General features: G+C 48.0%; 15 protein-coding genes. 7 read left to right on the forward strand and 8 right to left on the reverse strand.

Annotation, left to right across the window (positions count from 1 at the left end; translation table 11 throughout):
* Window positions 1-1,878, reverse strand: a 1,878-nt coding sequence (locus CDZ87_RS10400) for a putative ATP-dependent zinc protease (protein WP_100753484.1), incomplete at its 3' end; no start/stop codon positions are given.
* 247 nt (window positions 1,879-2,125) lie between these two features.
* Between CDZ87_RS10400 and CDZ87_RS10405 the strand changes: the two genes are divergently transcribed.
* Window positions 2,126-4,444, forward strand: coding sequence for a Tex family protein (locus CDZ87_RS10405; RefSeq protein WP_100753485.1), 2,319 nt, complete (start codon window positions 2,126-2,128; stop codon window positions 4,442-4,444).
* Between the two features lie 106 nt (window positions 4,445-4,550).
* Here the strand turns inward: CDZ87_RS10405 and CDZ87_RS10410 are convergent, their stop codons facing one another.
* Window positions 4,551-5,021, reverse strand: a complete 471-nt coding sequence (locus CDZ87_RS10410; protein ID WP_100753486.1) for an ATP-dependent Lon protease — start codon at window positions 5,019-5,021, stop codon at window positions 4,551-4,553.
* A gap of 106 nt (window positions 5,022-5,127) precedes the next feature.
* A complete protein-coding gene (gene bioH, locus CDZ87_RS10415; RefSeq protein ID WP_100753487.1) occupies window positions 5,128-5,946 on the reverse strand; it encodes a pimeloyl-ACP methyl ester esterase BioH in 819 nt (272 codons plus the stop codon).
* A gap of 57 nt (window positions 5,947-6,003) precedes the next feature.
* On the opposite strand from bioH, the gene CDZ87_RS10420 reads away from it, so the two are divergent.
* The 4 genes from CDZ87_RS10420 to cysQ all read left to right on the forward strand — a co-directional run bounded on the left by CDZ87_RS10420 (window position 6,004) and on the right by cysQ (window position 8,928).
* Window positions 6,004-6,705, forward strand: a complete 702-nt coding sequence (locus CDZ87_RS10420; protein WP_100753488.1) for a ComF family protein — start codon at window positions 6,004-6,006, stop codon at window positions 6,703-6,705.
* Between the two features lie 87 nt (window positions 6,706-6,792).
* Window positions 6,793-7,386: a Fe-S biogenesis protein NfuA gene (gene nfuA / locus CDZ87_RS10425; protein ID WP_100753489.1), complete on the forward strand. Its 594-nt coding sequence runs from the start codon at window positions 6,793-6,795 to the stop codon at window positions 7,384-7,386.
* A gap of 121 nt (window positions 7,387-7,507) precedes the next feature.
* Window positions 7,508-8,056: an ADP compounds hydrolase NudE gene (gene nudE, locus CDZ87_RS10430; protein WP_100753490.1), complete on the forward strand. Its 549-nt coding sequence runs from the start codon at window positions 7,508-7,510 to the stop codon at window positions 8,054-8,056.
* Between the two features lie 44 nt (window positions 8,057-8,100).
* Window positions 8,101-8,928: a 3'(2'),5'-bisphosphate nucleotidase CysQ gene (gene cysQ / locus CDZ87_RS10435; protein ID WP_100753491.1), complete on the forward strand. Its 828-nt coding sequence runs from the start codon at window positions 8,101-8,103 to the stop codon at window positions 8,926-8,928.
* Between the two features lie 116 nt (window positions 8,929-9,044).
* On the opposite strand, the gene recG is transcribed toward cysQ, so the two are convergent.
* The 5 genes from recG to gmk form a co-directional block, all read right to left on the reverse strand.
* Window positions 9,045-11,123 (reverse strand): ATP-dependent DNA helicase RecG, encoded by a 2,079-nt coding sequence (gene recG, locus CDZ87_RS10440; RefSeq protein WP_100753492.1) that lies wholly within the window; start codon window positions 11,121-11,123, stop codon window positions 9,045-9,047.
* A gap of 76 nt (window positions 11,124-11,199) precedes the next feature.
* Entirely contained in the window at window positions 11,200-11,883 is a 684-nt protein-coding gene (gene trmH / locus CDZ87_RS10445) for a tRNA (guanosine(18)-2'-O)-methyltransferase TrmH (protein ID WP_100753493.1), read from the reverse strand.
* A gap of 115 nt (window positions 11,884-11,998) precedes the next feature.
* Entirely contained in the window at window positions 11,999-14,125 is a 2,127-nt protein-coding gene (gene spoT, locus CDZ87_RS10450; RefSeq protein ID WP_100753494.1) for a bifunctional GTP diphosphokinase/guanosine-3',5'-bis pyrophosphate 3'-pyrophosphohydrolase, read from the reverse strand.
* Window positions 14,126-14,165: 40 nt separating this feature from the next.
* Complete coding sequence (rpoZ, locus tag CDZ87_RS10455; RefSeq protein WP_038175418.1) at window positions 14,166-14,438, reverse strand: DNA-directed RNA polymerase subunit omega; 273 nt, start codon at window positions 14,436-14,438, stop codon at window positions 14,166-14,168.
* 95 nt (window positions 14,439-14,533) lie between these two features.
* A complete protein-coding gene (gene gmk / locus CDZ87_RS10460; protein ID WP_100753495.1) occupies window positions 14,534-15,157 on the reverse strand; it encodes a guanylate kinase in 624 nt (207 codons plus the stop codon).
* A gap of 461 nt (window positions 15,158-15,618) precedes the next feature.
* Here gmk and CDZ87_RS10465 point away from each other — a divergent pair, with 461 nt between their 5' ends.
* The gene (locus CDZ87_RS10465) at window positions 15,619-16,137 is read left to right on the forward strand and encodes a sigma-70 family RNA polymerase sigma factor (RefSeq protein WP_100753496.1); all 519 of its coding nucleotides are present in this window, start codon (window positions 15,619-15,621) and stop codon (window positions 16,135-16,137) included.
* A 2-nt stretch (window positions 16,138-16,139) separates the two neighbouring features.
* On the forward strand, window positions 16,140-17,081 hold the full coding sequence (locus CDZ87_RS10470) for a FecR domain-containing protein (RefSeq protein ID WP_100753497.1): 942 nt from the start codon (window positions 16,140-16,142) through the stop codon (window positions 17,079-17,081).
* Window positions 17,082-17,178 lie beyond the last annotated feature (97 nt).

The following is a 17,178-nucleotide window of genomic DNA, read 5'->3' on the forward strand; positions in this document are numbered from 1 at the left end:
TTGGGTCAGAATATAGTCTTCATCACTGGATACCACCGCGCCATATTTCAAGAAGTTCTTACCTAAAATCATGCTGTAATGGAATCGGCTGCGATCTTGTAAGTTGACCCGAACCTTTTTCTCTAGTGTGCCGAGTTTAACGAACATTTCCACTACGGGTCTTACGGTGGCTTTCTCACCAGCTTTGGCGGTCACTGTCATGGTATCCACCACAGGTAAAGTGAAGCTCTGATCCATACCCAAGTCATTTTGATAATCAAAGCTGACCATTTGCTGGCCCGCTTGTTTGAAGCGTCGAATATTTTGCGCATTGATAGAGCTAATGTCAGCGCCGGTATCGAGTTTGACTGGGAAGCTAAGCTGATCGATTTGCGCCACTTCAATATGACCGGTTTTAAATAGAGGATAGCCCTCGAGTAAGTTGTCGCTGCGAGTGTTAATCAATACCCTTTGATTCGACATCTTCCGACCAATGATGAAGTATTCATTGTCCTCATCCTCATCAAGCACATCAATCGCGTAGGCAAGTTCGACCTCTTGACCGTGAAGAATAAAGGTGCCAAAAACCACAGGGCGGATAGAGTCACCCACTTTGAGCTTTTTGTTGATCGGCTTGGAGAACTTTTTGGCATCGCCATTAGTGGTAGATAGGTAGTAGGTGACCCAGTCTTTACCGCGATCTTGGTAGATTTCAAAACTCGGTACTTTTAATAGCGGTGTTTTCACCACTAGTGATGGTTCGGCGTTGAGCGTGATGCCATCTAAGCGAAGAGTTTCTTGCCCTGAGACTTGCAGTGCTTTTGATTTTGAGTCAAAGGTTTCCTCTGAGGTAGAGAGTAAATTCGTGGCGCTAGGATCGATCATAAAGTGTTGGTTGAGCGTCTCTTGGCCAAGGCGAATTTGGCTATGAAACTGACTACGATCGCTCAAATATACTAGCCAGTAGTGGTGTTTTTGGTTGTACATGGTGATCGGGACATACACCATTGGGCGCTGCTGATCAGCGACTTTAATCATTCTTTCTAGTGGCCGAGTCAATGCAGTAGTATTGCCGTTAGAGTCGCTGATCTCAAAACTGACTTGCTGTGTTTTGCTATCGACCTTGATATTGGTTGCGTGCAGCGACGTGTAGTTATTGCTCATAGAATAGGAGATATTTTGGTTGATGCCGCCAATGTTGACCTGCTCTTTTCTGCCGATTAATTGGGCTTGTTTTTGTTGTTGTAGATAGTCGTAGCCAGCAAAAACCCAAGCCTTGTTTTTTAAGAAGGTTTTGCCAATTAACACCGGGGCAGAAAACTGACTACGATCGGTTAAGTTCACCTCTGTCATCACCGTGGTGTCGGCAATGGTCATTGGCAACGTCACTGTTGGGCGTACGATGGGCTTTTTACTGGTGCGGTTGCGGATCACCCCGACGCGCGTTAAAGGTAAACTAACGCTAACCAGCTCATTATTGTAGGGATGTTCCAGATCAAAACTGACGGTGACTTGATAAGGAGCAAACAGCTCAGCATCACGGTCATGATAGGCGACATCATCAATCTCTGGGGTATTGATCAAGGCTTGCATTAATGCATTATCTTGCAAGTCCTTAAATTTTGGATGGCGACTGGTGACATGAATATTGCTGGCATGAATTGACGTTGTGTCGGCACCCGTATCAATTTTTCCTGCAAAGGGAATGTGCTGCAGTGGTTCGATGCTATTGAGGTAAACATTTTCCACTCGGCCCAGAACGGGTTTGTCGTCGAGTGTGTAAATGGGCGCATATGTTGTTGCATTAATAGTCGTGTTTTGTAAATTGCTGTCGGCGAATGCCAAGCTAGAGAGGACAGAACAAGACAACAAAGAGAGAGCCAGTAACAGTTTTTTCATAGCGGTTCCATAGACGCATCAGCGAGTGAAGTAGTTATACTACATTAGTGACTTGCTTCGATTTTAGGTTCTTGTCTCTCTCTAGTTTTGACACAATAATCACACAATTGCCAATCTATGGGCCAAACAGTGGTGCAAGTGGAGCAAGTTGGCTAGTGAGGGCGAAAAATGTTGGCTTTTTGTCTCAAGACCCCAATATAACCAATAGCCGCAATTAAATGTTTAATTCAAAAAAGAGATTCAACGGATGAGCCAAGCTATCTGTAAATTGATTGCTCAGGAACTCAATGTTCGCCCTGAGCAAGTCACCGCCGCAGTCAACCTGATTGATGATGGTAATACCGTTCCGTTTATCGCCCGTTACCGTAAAGAAGTGACAGGAGGCCTAGACGATACACAACTGCGTAATTTAGATAGCCGCTTATCTTACTTGCGAGAGCTTGATGATCGCCGCCAAACCATCCTTAAATCGATTCGAGACCAAGGTAAATTTAGCTCGGAGCTTGAAGCTGAAATCCATCAAGCTGACAGTAAAACCCGACTTGAAGATCTGTATTTACCCTACAAACCTAAGCGCCGAACGAAAGGCCAGATCGCCATTGAAGCTGGTCTGGAGCCTTTGGCGGATACCTTGTGGAATCACCCTCAGACTGACCCAGAAAGCGAAGCGAAGCAGTATATTAATAGCGACAAGGGCATTGCAGACAGTAAGGCCGCCTTAGATGGTGCGCGAGCCATTCTCATGGAGCGCATTGCTGAAGATGCTAACTTGCTAGAAAAGATTCGCTCCTTTCTCAATCGTCACGCTGAGCTTGTATCGCGAGTGGTGGCAGGGAAGGAACAACAAGGTGAGAAATTCAAAGATTATTTCGAGCATAACGAAGCACTAAGCAAAGTACCATCGCACCGTGCTTTAGCCATGCTGCGAGGCCGCAATGAAGGTTACTTAACCTTAGCCATGAATGCGGACCCAAGCCAAGAAGAAGGTGTACGTCAGTCACATTGCGAAAGTATCATTAGCGATCACTACGGCGTCTCTTTGAGCAGTGCCCCCGCTGATGGTTGGCGCAAGCAAGTGATCAGTTGGGCGTGGCGCATCAAGGTGTCGATGCACATGGAAACCGAACTGATGGCGGCGATGAAAGAGCGCGCTGAAATTGAAGCGATCGACGTGTTTGCCACTAACCTAAAAGATTTGCTGATGGCCGCGCCTGCTGGTCCGCGTGCAACGCTGGGTCTTGATCCTGGGTTGCGTACCGGTTCAAAAATTGCGGTGGTTGACTCAACGGGTAAGGTGCTGGCGACCGAAACGATTTATCCTCACCCACCGCAAAAGCAGTACGATAAATCAGCGCAAGTGGTCGATGCACTAGTGCGTCAGCACAATGTTGACTTGATTGCGATTGGTAATGGTACCGCTTCACGCGAAACCGATAGTTTTGTCGCGGATGTTATTCAGCGTGGCAACCTAAAAGTGCAAAAAATCATGGTGAGCGAGGCTGGGGCGTCGGTCTATTCAGCGTCTGAACTGGCGGCCAACGAGTTTCCGAATCTTGATGTCTCTTTACGCGGTGCCGTGTCGATTGCACGCCGACTGCAAGACCCTTTGGCTGAGCTGGTGAAAATCGACCCTAAGTCGATTGGTGTCGGCCAATATCAGCACGATGTGAGCCAGTCAATGCTCGCCAAACGTCTCGATGCGGTGGTTGAAGATTGTGTTAACGCGGTCGGTGTCGATGTCAACACCGCCTCACCCGCCTTGCTGATGCGTGTGGCTGGCTTATCGGGCACGATTGCGCAGAATGTCGTTGACTATCGTGATGCCCATGGCCGTTTTGAAAGCCGTACCACATTGAAGAAAGTCGCGCGGCTTGGGCCAAAAGCGTTTGAACAGTGTGCTGGATTCTTGCGCATTATGGACGGTAAAAACCCGCTTGATGCCTCTTCCGTGCACCCAGAAGCCTACCCAGTGGTAAAGGCGATCGCTGCCAAGAATCAAAAACCGATTCAAGCCTTGATTGGTGATACCACTTTCCTGCGTGGTTTGCATGCTAGCGATTACACCGATGAGAACTTCGGTGTGCCGACGGTGAGCGATATTATTAAAGAGTTGGATAAACCAGGCCGTGACCCACGTCCTGAGTTTAAGACCGCCACGTTCGCAGATGGTATCAACTCGGTCTCAGATCTAGAGCCAGGGATGATTCTTGAAGGTGTGGTGTCGAATGTGGCGAACTTTGGCGCCTTTGTTGACATTGGCGTGCACCAAGATGGCTTAGTGCATATCTCTGCGCTCACTGATCGTTATGTCTCTGATCCACGCGAAGTGGTCAAGGCGGGTGATATTGTTACAGTCAAAGTGATGGAAATTGATGTCCAACGTAAGCGCATTGGTTTGTCGATGCGTCTGAATGATGAACCCGGACAAGATAACCGAGCTCAGCGTTCGAGTGCGCCGCGCAGTCAGCCGCGTCAAACACAAGGCGGACAACGCCGCCGCGAAGAGCCGCAAGACAGTGCGATGGGCGGTGCCTTCGCACAAGCGTTTGCAAAGGCCAAGCGTTAAGGCAGATAAGCGTTAAACAGATCAAAGCAAAAGTAAATCCCCGTGAGTAGTGATACTAACGGGGATTTTTTGGGCATTACCTCATCAGTGATAAGCTCGATGAGGACTACAACACCGCAATGACATCAGAAGGAGTGTTGGGTGCAACGGCATCACCGTAATGAAATTTAATCACAGTGCGTCTTTTCTCCATGGTTCCTTCTGTTATCGCCGCATCGATTATGCGTCTCGGCAAGCGAAAGCGCATGGCGTAGCCTTTACCTTGATGTTCGCTATAACTATCGAGTGCCAACAATTGAAATAACCTATCGAGTGTCTCTTGAGGCTCTTCCTGAGAAACGGAGATCGCTTCACCACTTTGATCGGTCTCATAGCTTGGATGCTCTGAGGGATCCCATGATGATTGTTTACGCCGTTTTTCATCTGCAGTCACTTTCCGTTCTGCGTTACTCTTGGTCAATGCAAGCGTTGGGGCAATTGGCTCACGGACTTTATTGTCCCTGGCGGCTTGCTCCGTTTGCACATTAACCGATGGGGCGATGAGTGGAACACTTACGTTCGTAGGTGATACGAGCATCGTTTAGTCTCCTCACGCCCAACCGGCAGAGTGGTCACTCTTTCGGTTAGTTTATTTATCGACCAACCATCTGAAACATTTAGCACATTTTACAGTTTGTTACTCATTACCGTTGATTGCACAATGGCAACGAGTTATCGATAAATCGCTTCACTTGTTCACAGAACGAATCAAATTCGGTCATGAAGGGGGCGTGAGATGACGCCGAAAACACAACACTTTCACTATCTGGAGTTAGAGAATCAACATCACTGGCGACTTTGACGGGTACTAAGCCATCAAGGCGACCGTATAAACGCAGCATCGGCATGGTTAACTGTATAAGCTGGTGGCGATAATCGCTCTCTGCTAACAGATTCAATCCGGCCAGCAGCGACGTTGGATTGGGCGCTGGTCTGGAAAGCACCGCCTGTTTGAGCTGCTTTACATCTTTACGCGCCGAAGGGCTGCCCATGGCTTGCAGCGCCATAAAGCGCTCGATGGTTAATTGGAAATCATCGACTAGCTGCTCGGTAAAAGCACTCAAGATTTGCGGCTGGATGCCTCGCCATGGTTTTTGCGCGGCAAACTTCGGCGAGCTAGCCACGGTGACAAGCTTGCTGACTCGCAGTGGATGGTGAAGGGCAATGTGAGTGGCGAGCAGTCCCCCAAGTGACCAACCGAGCCAAATGGCGCACTCTGGCGCATGCTTAAGCACTTGCTCGGCGAGATCGTCCATACGTTCAAAGCTGGCCTGGTGGCTGTGACCAAAACCAGGCAAATCGACCACGTGAACACAGTAGTGTTGGCTGAGCGCTTCTACCGTGTTACGCCATACCGCGCCATTCATTCCCCAACCGTGAACCAGCACCAAGTGTTGGCCGCGACCGCAGGTTTGCCAATAAAGTGGTGGTGAGTTGCTCTCAATTTGCTGCACTTTTTTCATCCTTCATCATGCTATTTTGACACCATAATTGTTGTTCCAACTGACCAAAGTGAAACTATGTTAGCGCAAACAATCAACAAATACATCGCGGACCTGCTGCCGATGCAGTGTGAGGTGTGTCAATTACTCTTGGCGGCCGACGAACAGCAACTCGGGGTTTGCGCTACGTGCCAACACTATTTCTCACCAATGCCTCGTTGCCAGCGTTGTGGTTTAATGACGGTGGCTGAGCAAGTCGAGTGTGGGCAGTGTTTAAAGCAGCCACCATACTGGCATAAGTTATATTGTGTTGGTGACTACCAAGCGCCACTCTCTTCTTACGTGCATTTACTCAAGTACGAGCGGCAATTCTGGCATGCCCGAAAGCTTGCGATGTTATTAGCACCACGAATCGACCAACCTGCTGATTTGATCACCTTTGTGCCCTTGCATTGGCGGCGTTACTTACAGCGTGGATTTAATCAAAGTGAGTTACTTGCGCAGTCATTAGCCAAACAGCTTGCGGTGCCCCAGCAAGGCGTGTTTCGTCGCATTCGTGCAACCGCTCAGCAGCAAGGGTTAGACAAACACCAGCGGATGAACAACATCCACAATGCCTTCGCATTGACATCATTGCCAAAGGTGCAGCGGGTCGCGATTGTTGATGATGTTTTAACCACAGGAAGTACCGTGCAATATTTGTGCAAATTACTGCTTGATGCCGGCGTAAAAAGCGTTGATATTTATTGCATTTGTCGTACTCCTGAACCTGCGAGTTAGCCGAATTTGATCAATAGGGCTAGATCTCTCAATTTTCAGGAGTAGAATGGACAACTAATAGCCTACAAAATTACTCAGGTATTCGTCGTGTCAAATACAAATACAATTATTATTACTGAAACTGCCCAAAAACATTTTGCTAACCTACTGAGTCAGCAGCCAGAAGGCACTAATATTCGTGTGTTCGTTGTAAATCCAGGCACTCAAAACGCAGAGTGTGGTGTGTCTTACTGCCCACCTGAAGCCGTTGAAGCTACGGATACCGAGCTTAGTTTCGATCACCTTACTGCTTATGTTGATGAACTCAGCTTACCTTTCTTAGAAGACGCTGAAATTGACTTTGTCACTGACAAAATGGGCTCTCAGCTCACACTGAAAGCCCCCAATGCCAAAATGCGTAAAGTGTCTGACGATGCGTCACTGGTTGAACGTGTTGAATACGCGATTCAAACTCAAGTAAACCCTCAGCTTGCTGGTCACGGTGGTCACGTGAGTTTGGTTGAGATCACCGATGATGGCATCGCGATCGTCGCATTTGGTGGTGGTTGTAATGGTTGTTCAATGGTTGATGTCACACTCAAAGAAGGCATCGAAAAAGAGCTACTGCAGCAATTTGAAGGTGAGTTGTCGGCGGTACGTGATGCGACCGAGCATGATCGCGGTGAGCATTCATACTACTAAATTCGTATTAACCGAATGAAATACATAGGGTTGGCCATAAGGCGAACCCTTTTTTTTGATTTCAAACCCGGCTATTTTCTCCTATATTAATAGCATTCTCTTCGTGTAAAGGATCAAGCTTGTGGCCAAAAGGACTCCACCAGAGATTATGGCGAAACAAACCGTCGCCCAATCTCGATTATTCGCAATTGAAGCGCTCGATTTACGCTTTAGTAATGGTGAGCGGCGTACTTATGAGCGAATGAAACCGAGTGGTCGTAATGCGGTCATGATGGTGCCAATCACAGCGCAAGGCGATCTCTTGCTAGTGAGGGAATACGCGGCGGGTACGGAGCGTTATGAGCTGGGCTTTCCCAAGGGGTTGATTGACCCTGGCGAAAATGCTGAGCAAGCCGCAGTACGCGAGCTGAAAGAAGAAATAGGCTATGGCGCGAATAAGCTGACACCATTAAAGCAAGTGGTACTGGCACCGTCATATTTCTCAAGCCAAATGACCCTATTTATTGCACAAGATCTATACTCAGAGCAATTAGAAGGGGATGAACCTGAGCCTTTGGATGTGGTGCGCTGGCCATTGGCTCAGGCAGAAGAGTTACTGACGCACCTCGATTTTTGTGAAGCGCGGTCGATTACGGCGCTGCTACTTGCCTTACGCACCTTACAAGCCTAATTATGACGACAGGGGTCATCGCCGCAGAGCATTAAGGATTATCTATGCCAATAACAAAAGATCTCTCTCATCACTTACCTGCCGTGATTGAAATTGCCCGCTCGGCAGGGCAGTTAATTCTCGAAATTTACGAGAAAAAAGAGTACCAAGCGTACACCAAAAGTGATGAAACACCCGTGACGAGCGCCGATATTGCCGCGCATAAATTGATTGTTGAAAAACTCTCAGAATTAACGCCAGACATTCCAGTGTTATCTGAAGAAGCGGCGGATATCAGCCTGACTCAGCGAGCGCGCTGGGATCGCTACTGGTTAGTTGACCCACTGGATGGCACCCAGGAATTTATTGCTCGTAGTGGTGATTTTGCCACGGTTATTGCACTGATCGAAAACAACCAGCCAGTCATGGGCGTTGTCTATGGCCCCATTTCAGGCGTAACGTATTACGCTTATCATGGTAAAGGTGCATGGAAGATTCCAGACCTAGACCAAAACGTGCGGATTAAAACTCATCAACATACAGGGCAATCAAGCCCCATCGCGATCGCCATCAGTCGTCGCCAAGACATTAACCGTATCACTCGCCGTATGAGCAGTGAATGGAACTACGATTTAGTGCCGCTCGGTTCTGCCGCATTAAAAGCGTGTTTGGTCGCCGAAGGTGCTGTCGACTGCTACCTTCGCCTAGGTCCAACGGGCGAGTGGGATACCGCTGCGACACAATGCATTGTCGAAGAGGCAGGAGGACGCATCCTAAGTACTCATCTTGATCCTTTGTCCTATAACGAACGCGATACGCTAGAAAATCCTAATTTTATTGTTTTGGGTGACGAAAACTTACCTTGGGATGAGATTCTAAAAGTGAAGGATTAATGTTTATCCACTTTAGATTCCGGATATTTCGTTGCTCGATTCCGGAATAACAGTGCCGCCACTGTCGTCATTATGAACCGCGAACAACGAGCGTGATTCAGAATCTGATTGACGACTTACGCTTTCGAATAAACATCCCTATCGCCAAGCCATCTATCAATAATCGCGACAGCATTATCTGGATAGTTGTCATGAATATGACGAGCGATACGCTGAACTTCCGGGATTAAACGTTGATCGCGAACTAAGTCAGCAATCTTAAAGTCCGCCATGCCGGTTTGTTTCGTCCCGAGTAGTTCACCCGGGCCGCGAATCTCTAGGTCGCGCTGAGCAATCACGAAACCATCATTACTTTCACGGAGCACGCCAAGCCGTTTTTGCGCTGTCTTTGACAAAGGAGAGTGGTACAGCAGCACACAATGACTGGCCACACTGCCTCGCCCGACTCGGCCCCGTAATTGGTGCAATTGAGCCAACCCCAAGCGTTCAGGGTTTTCGATGATCATTAGGCTCGAGTTAGGCACATCGACGCCCACTTCAATCACCGTAGTGGCAACCAGCAAGTGCAGTTTGTTGTCTTTGAAGTCTTGCATCACGGCTTGTTTTTCTGCGGGCTTCATCCGACCGTGGACGAGGCCGATGTTAACATCCGGTAGCGTGCGTTGTAGCGCTTCGGCGGTATCCGCAGCCGCTTGTGCTTCAAGGACTTCAGACTCATCAATCAAAGTGCACACCCAGTAAGCTTGCTTGCCTTCGGTTAAACACGCATGGCGCACCCTTTCGACAATATCATCGCGCTTGGTATCGGGAATGGCGACCGTTTGAATCGGTGTCCGGCCCGGAGGTAGTTCATCAATGACTGACGTTTCAAGATCGGCATAAGCCGTCATCGCCAGCGTGCGTGGGATCGGCGTGGCCGTCATGATTAATTGGTGTGGATATGCGCCTTGCTTTTGGCCTTTCTCACGTAGCTCAAGACGTTGATGAACACCAAAGCGGTGTTGCTCATCAATGATGACTAAGGCGAGGTGATGGAACGCAACGTGATCTTGGAACAATGCATGGGTGCCGACCACCATTTTCGCTTCACCACTCGCGATGTCTGCTAACTGCGCCTCTTTGGCCTTACCTTTTAGTTTTCCGGCAAGCCAGCCTACCTTGATGCCCATCGGTTCAAGCCAGGCCGAAAAATTCACGGCATGCTGCTCTGCAAGCAGTTCGGTCGGAGCCATTAGGGCGACTTGATAGCCGTGCTCAAGCGCGCGCAGAGCGGCGAGCGCCGCGACTAAGGTTTTACCCGAGCCAACATCGCCTTGCACTAAACGCATCATCGGGTGCGGTTTGGCCAAGTCTTGTTCGATCTCTTGTACCACACGTGTCTGAGCATTGGTTGGCGAAAACGGCAAGCTGGCCAGCAGCTGCTGTTTTAGGGTATTACGCCCTGCCAGAGGTAATGCGGCATCGAGCTGGCCTTTACTGCGCACCGAGAGCATCGATAAGTTTTGCGCCAACAACTCTTCCATGATCAAGCGAATCTGCGCTGGGTGTTGGCCGTTGTCAAATTGATCTAAATCAAGACTTGGCGGTGGCCGATGAATGGTATACAGCGCGTTGGCGAGGGTGATTTGACTATCGTAAAGGCCACTGGGTAACAGCTCTTGTACGGCGGCTTTATCGAGTAACTCTAATGCTTGGTCGGTGAGGTTACGCAAGGTAATTTGACGCAAGCCCTCAGTGGTTGGATAGACAGGCGTCAAGGTTTGCTCGACATCCGGTTGTTGATGGGCAGTGTGGAACTTGTAGTCGGGATGGACAATTTCGAGTCCGTAGCCACCGCGTTTAATTTCGCCATAAGCATGGACGGTTTTACCCTCGACAAAGTTATTTTTTATCGCGGCAGTAAAATTGAAAAAACGTAAAGTAATGGTGCCGTTACCATCGCTGATTTTGACTGCGAGCATTTTGCGTTTGCCAAATACAGTATCGACGCTCATCACTTTGCCTTGCACCGCAGCCCATAAACCCGCATGTAATTTGACGATCGGATAGAGGCGAGTTCGGTCTTCGTAGCGCAGTGGCAGATGAAAAAGCAGGTCTTGAACCGAGTTTAAGCCGACTTTTGCAAGTTTCTCGGCGACTTTCGCACCTACCCCCGTAAGGGACGTGAGAGGAATTGCAGATAGCAGTTGCGACATAACAGGGCTCGGTAAGTCATTCAATCATTGACAATAGTTAACCACCGAGCTGTGTTTTTGTACAGGAAAAATGTCGTTACTTCTTCTGCATCTCGGCCCACCATTGATCGTCAGCGACAATTTGGCCCTGCTCATCTAACGTTGGGTACGGCAAACCTTTGCGCTTTGCCACTTTGGCCAATACCGGATGACCACGTTCAAACAGCAGGCGGTGAATAGTCTGTGGTGGCACCGAGCTAATGTCATTGTCGTACATACCCGCCGCTTCACGTTGACGCTGCGCTTCGTACAAAATAACGGCGCTGGCGACGGAGACATTGAGTGACTGAACCATGCCGAGCATAGGAATCATGATGTCTTGATCGGCAAGTTGTTTGGCTTTGGCTGACGCGCCCGCTTTTTCGTTACCGAGAATGATCGCTGTCGGTTTGGTGTAATCGACTTGGCGAAAATCGACCGCGCTATCAGACAGATTGGTTACCAGCACTTGCATGCCTTGCGCTTTAAGCTCGGCAATCGCGGTGTCGATATCGTCATGCGTTTCCACATCAACCCAGTTACGCGCCCCCGCAGAAGTATGGCTGAGGGTGCGCATTTCATTGGGCCACACAGCGTGAATCTTATGGATACCTGTGGCATCGGCAGAACGAATCACAGCAGAGACATTGTTGGGTTTATGCACGTCTTCAAGACACAGAGTGAGATCGGCTTGACGCGCCTTTAAGACTTGTTGGATTCGTTGGTAGCGTTCTAAGTTCATAGTGGTAGTGGTAGTGGTAGTGTGAGGTTCGTAGCGCCAGTGATTGAGGCATTAAGTCAAAAATGTCCTTGCAGCAGTGGCGGCAAGGACATTTTCTTACGGTTTGAACAACGAGTTAGTTCTTGCGGCGACGAACTTTTAACGTCTGTGGCATGGCTTTGATTTTACGCATGATGCCTGCAAGATGAACACGATTTTTGGTTGTCAGTAGCACAGTGACGGTATACAAACGGCCATCGCGCTCTTCGGTTGAAAGACCATGGATGTTAGAGCCTGTGTTGGAGATAACATTGGTCAGTTCAGCAAGCGCACCTTGACGGTTTTGCACATCAATAGTGACTTCAGTAATAAACTCTTTGTCGTAATCGTCTGACCATTCAACGGCCATGTATTTATCGGGTTCTTTTTGGTAACCGCGTACGTTTGGACACGTTTCGCGGTGAACCACCAGACCACGGCCTGGTGAAACGTGAGCGATAATGTGATCGTCAGGAATCGGATGGCAGCAGTTAGCAAAGGTAAGCAAAATGCCTTCTGCACCACGAATAGGCAGTTTTTTCTTCGGCGAACCGTCGGCATTGACACTGATCGATTCCGTGAGCTCATCAGCATTGCCCAGTAAGCGACGGGCGATGACGATACTCATTAATTCACCTAAGCCTATTGCCGCCAGCAAATCATCGACACTAGCGACTTTAAGATCGGCTAAGACATGGTTGACGTTCTCTTCACCGATATCTGACAGTGATAATTCGCCGAGTGCATGGTTGAGAAGACGGCGGCCAAGCGTAATTGACTCTTCGCGGCGCATCGTCTTAAGCACTTGGCGTATCTTAGTGCGCGCGCGTGAGGTTACCACGTAGTTGAGCCATGCCGCGTTTGGCCTTGCGCCTGGCGCACTGATTATCTCAATGGTTTGGCCATTCTTAAGGGACTTGCTCAACGGGTAGGGATTACGATCAACGCGAGCACCAACACACGTGTTGCCAACATCGGTATGCACCGCATAAGCAAAATCAACCGCGGTCGCGCCGACAGGGAGTTCAACAATGCGACCTTTGGGCGTGAAGACGTAAATCTCATCTGGGAACAGATCCGATTTTACGTTTTCAATAAATTCAAATGAGTTACCTGCGCTTTGTTGTAGCTCAAGCAGGCTTTGCATCCAACGCTGCGCTTTCACTTGCGCTGTCGTGCCTGTGCGATCCCCGTTACCTTTGTAAGACCAGTGAGCGGCGACCCCTTTGTCGGCCATCTGATCCATATCTTCAGTACGGATTTGCACTTCAACGGGTACGCCATGAGGGCCTATCATCGAAGTATGCAGCGATTGATAGCCATTGGCTTTCGGCACGGCGATGTAGTCTTTCATCCGTCCTGGGCGTGGTTTATACAAGCTGTGTACTTGGCCAAGAACGCGATAGCAGGTATCGGCATCTTGCACGATAACTCGGAACGCGTAGATATCCATTATGGTGTGGAACCGCTGCTCTTTGGTTTTCATCTTGTTGTAGATGGAGAACAGGTTTTTCTCACGACCGACCACACGCACCTTCAAACCGACCTCTTCGAGTCGACCTTCAATTTCAGCGTGGATACGCTGGATCATCTCTTTGCGATTGCCACGAGCGGATCGCACGACTTCTTTAAGTACTCGATAGCGATTCGGATAGAGCGCTTCAAAACCAAGCTCTTCCAGTTCGGTCTTGATGTTGTGGATACCGAGGCGGTGGGCAAGTGGCGAGTAAATCTCTAACGTTTCACGGGCAATGCGGCGTTTCTTATCTGGACGCAGTGCGCCAAGAGTGCGCATGTTGTGGGTGCGGTCAGCGAGTTTGATCAAGATAACGCGGATGTCTTGCACCATAGCAAGAACCATTTTGCGGAAGTTTTCTGCCTGAGCTTCTTTGCGATCGCGAAACTTAAGTTTATCAAGCTTAGACACGCCATCGACCAATTCAGCAACGGTATTGCCAAATTGCGCTTCTAACTCTTCCTTTGTGACGTCACAATCTTCGATAACATCGTGGAGTAGAGCCGCTTGCAAGGTCTCAATGTCTAGGCGCATTTCCGCCAAGATACGAGCGACAGCCACAGGGTGGATGATATAAGGTTCACCGCTAGAACGGGTCTGCCCTTCATGAGCATCTTTCGCTACCACATAAGATTGACGCAGAGCCTCAACTTGAGGCTCTGTTAGGTATTCTTGGGCAACGTCTTTGAGGCTATCGAATAGATACAAACTTTAGATCCGAAAGATAGTTGTGGACGTGAAGATCTGATTAACGGCTGTGAGCGATACTGCTTACGGCGGCTAATTCAGCGGCTTCTTGCTCTTGTTGCTCTTGACGCGCTCGTGCGTCAAGAATGTCTTTAGTGATAAGGCCTTCTTCGATCTCGCGTAGAGCGATGACCGTTTGCTTATCATTTTCTTCTGGCACTAGTGAATCTTTACCGCCGGTTTGCATTTGACGAGCGCGGCGTGCCGCAATGAGAACTAGGTCGAAACGGTTGCCAACTTTTTCAACAGCGTCTTGAACAGTTACGCGTGCCATAAGAACTCCAAATTAGTTTACTAAAATCTTGAATGACGAGAAATTATACAGGGTGTGAGTTCCTAGTGTCTAGGAACTCTTTCTCTTTAAGGGGATTATTCCGCTAAAAGCGCGTCTAGCATGCCTTTATATTTATCAGCTTGTTTGTCTTGCTTTAATCTTTCAGCGCGGATGATGGCTTTAAAGTCCATCAGTGCATTGTCGAAGTCATCATTAATGATGACGTAGTCGTACTCGTGATAATGTGAGATTTCGGCTTTTGCTTCGGCCATGCGCTTGGCAATAACGGCTTCACTGTCTTGGCCACGAGCGTTAAGACGGCGTTCTAACTCACCGTTTGATGGTGGCAGAATAAATAAGCTTTTGGCTTGCGGCATTTGCTGACGAATTTGACGAGCACCTTGCCAGTCAATATCCAGAAAGACATCAATGCCTTTTTCTAAGTTGCTTTCAATCCAAACGCGTGACGTGCCGTAGTAGTTGCCGAACACTTCGGCGTACTCAAGGAATTCGCCTTTTTCAATCAGCGCTTCAAAGCAATCTTTTTGTACAAAGTGGTAGTGAATGCCATCTTGCTCACCAGGACGCATGCCACGAGTGGTATGCGAAACCGATACTTTCATTGCATAGGTAGGGTTGGTTTCTAGCATGGCTGAAATCAGACTCGATTTTCCCGCACCGCTTGGTGCCGATACGATATACAGAGTGCCTTTACCCATAGGGACATTCTCACATTTGGTTTGGTGATGGCTAACAGAGATCTGCTGACCATTATAAAGATAGCACTGACCGAGATTTTTCACCGAGTTGGTCAAATTTAGGTCAGAAAAATGGACGCGAAGAGTAGCACGATCCTAACGATCTTCACAAGAGGTTGAGTCTTTGAATCTGGCTAATCATGATCGCTAGTTCAACCATTTTAACTCACATACTCGACTATGTGATTACCAGCTCGGTTAAGAGTTTCTTTCTCTCAAACATGCTTTTATGAGGTGTCGCTTGTGGCAACAATTAATTTTTTATAAAGATAGACATCAACTCACTGATTTAATTTAACTTTCTTTATAAAAGTCGATTTCCTTAACACATTTCTTATTAATAACCGTTGATTATGAATAAATTTTAATGATAATTATTTTCATTTATGGGGTTATGCAACAGAAATAAGGAGTGGCTAATTATGACGGCCATGAGTCCCGTTGATCTCAATGAAGTCGACAGCATGTATCGAGAACATCACGGCTGGCTTTCACTGTTTATTCAACGGAGATTGGGCTGCCCTCAAGTAAGTGCCGATTTGGTTCAAGATACTTACTTACGATTACTTGTGAGTGGCAAGCTACCAGAACGAAAGGACTCGCGACGTTATCTGACACATATTGCTAAAGGCTTAGTGATTGATCTCTACAGGCGTCGTCGTATTGAAGCTGCGTATCTCGACATCATCGAACACCAACCCGCAGAGATCGCGGCCTCCCCTGAAGCGCAAAGCATGATGGTTGAAGTCTTAGTTGAAATTGACGCTATGTTGCATAAGTTACCCTTCAAAGCTCGTCAGGCATTGATCCTAAGACAGATGGAAGGGCTAAGTTACAAAGAAATTGCTCAGCGCTTGGAGGTTTCTCTTTCTTCCGTTGAGAAATATGTTGCTAAAGCATTACAAGGCTGCATGTTGGTAGCAATGGAAGGGTACTACTAAATATGGAGCGTATATCACGTGAATCGATCGAACAGGCTTCTTTATGGATGGCAAGAATGTGGTCTGATGATGTTTCAGAGCAGGATAAACGCGCTTTTCATCTTTGGCGGACTCGACATCCTGATAATGATTACGCTTGGAAAAAAATGGAGGCTCTGCAGAGAAAATTTACCTCTATGCCAGATCCTCAATCAGGTAGCAAAATACTCGGGACTTATTGTCAGCCTGTATCACGCAGGCAGGTATTGATTTGGGGAGGGGTTTCATTAGCGACGATGAGCATGGTGCTCTCTAGCGATGCAGCGTTGCCGCAAGGTGAGACAGAGTATGCCTCTGCTATAGGTGAAGTGAAACCGATACCGTTGTCTGATGGCACTGTCGTCGTACTGAATACCGCAAGTAGGATACGCGTTGATTTCAATCAGCAGCACAGAATAATCCGATTGATGGAGGGGGAGGTGATGGTGACGACGGGTCATCATCGAACCCCATTCCGTGTTCTTACGCCCCATGGAAGTGTCATGCCGATAGGGACTCAATTTAGTGTCCGCCTAAATGAAAAACAAACTCAGGTTAGTGTGTTTGAAGGTGAGGTTATTGCCAAGTCTCGACAACATCAGGGACAGCATCTGTTCGCTGGGGAGAAAAGTGGTTTCAATGCCTATCAACACGAAGAAAAACATAGTTTGTTAGCAACAGATGCGCTATGGCTTGAGGAGAAAATTCTCGCGCAGGATACACCCTTACCCCTGTTTATATCTGAGTTGTCTCGCTACCGTCGTGGCGTGATAAACGTCGCCTCAGAATTATCTTCGATACGTATTTCAGGCGTGTATTCCATTCGCGATACAGACCAAACCTTAGATAACCTCACACAAATTTTACCCATTGAAGTGCATTCTCGAACTCGTTTCTGGGTCAGTATTTCTGGAAAAAAAGAATAAATGAAAAGAATAAATGACTGACAAGATAATAATTTTTCCACTTTGATTGAGGTTTTGGTCTATTCGCTCGGTGTAGTCACTAGTTCATTCAGCGAAT

It is taken from the genome of Vibrio salilacus, assembly GCF_002811245.1.
Classification (GTDB): Bacteria; Pseudomonadota; Gammaproteobacteria; order Enterobacterales; family Vibrionaceae; genus Vibrio; species Vibrio salilacus.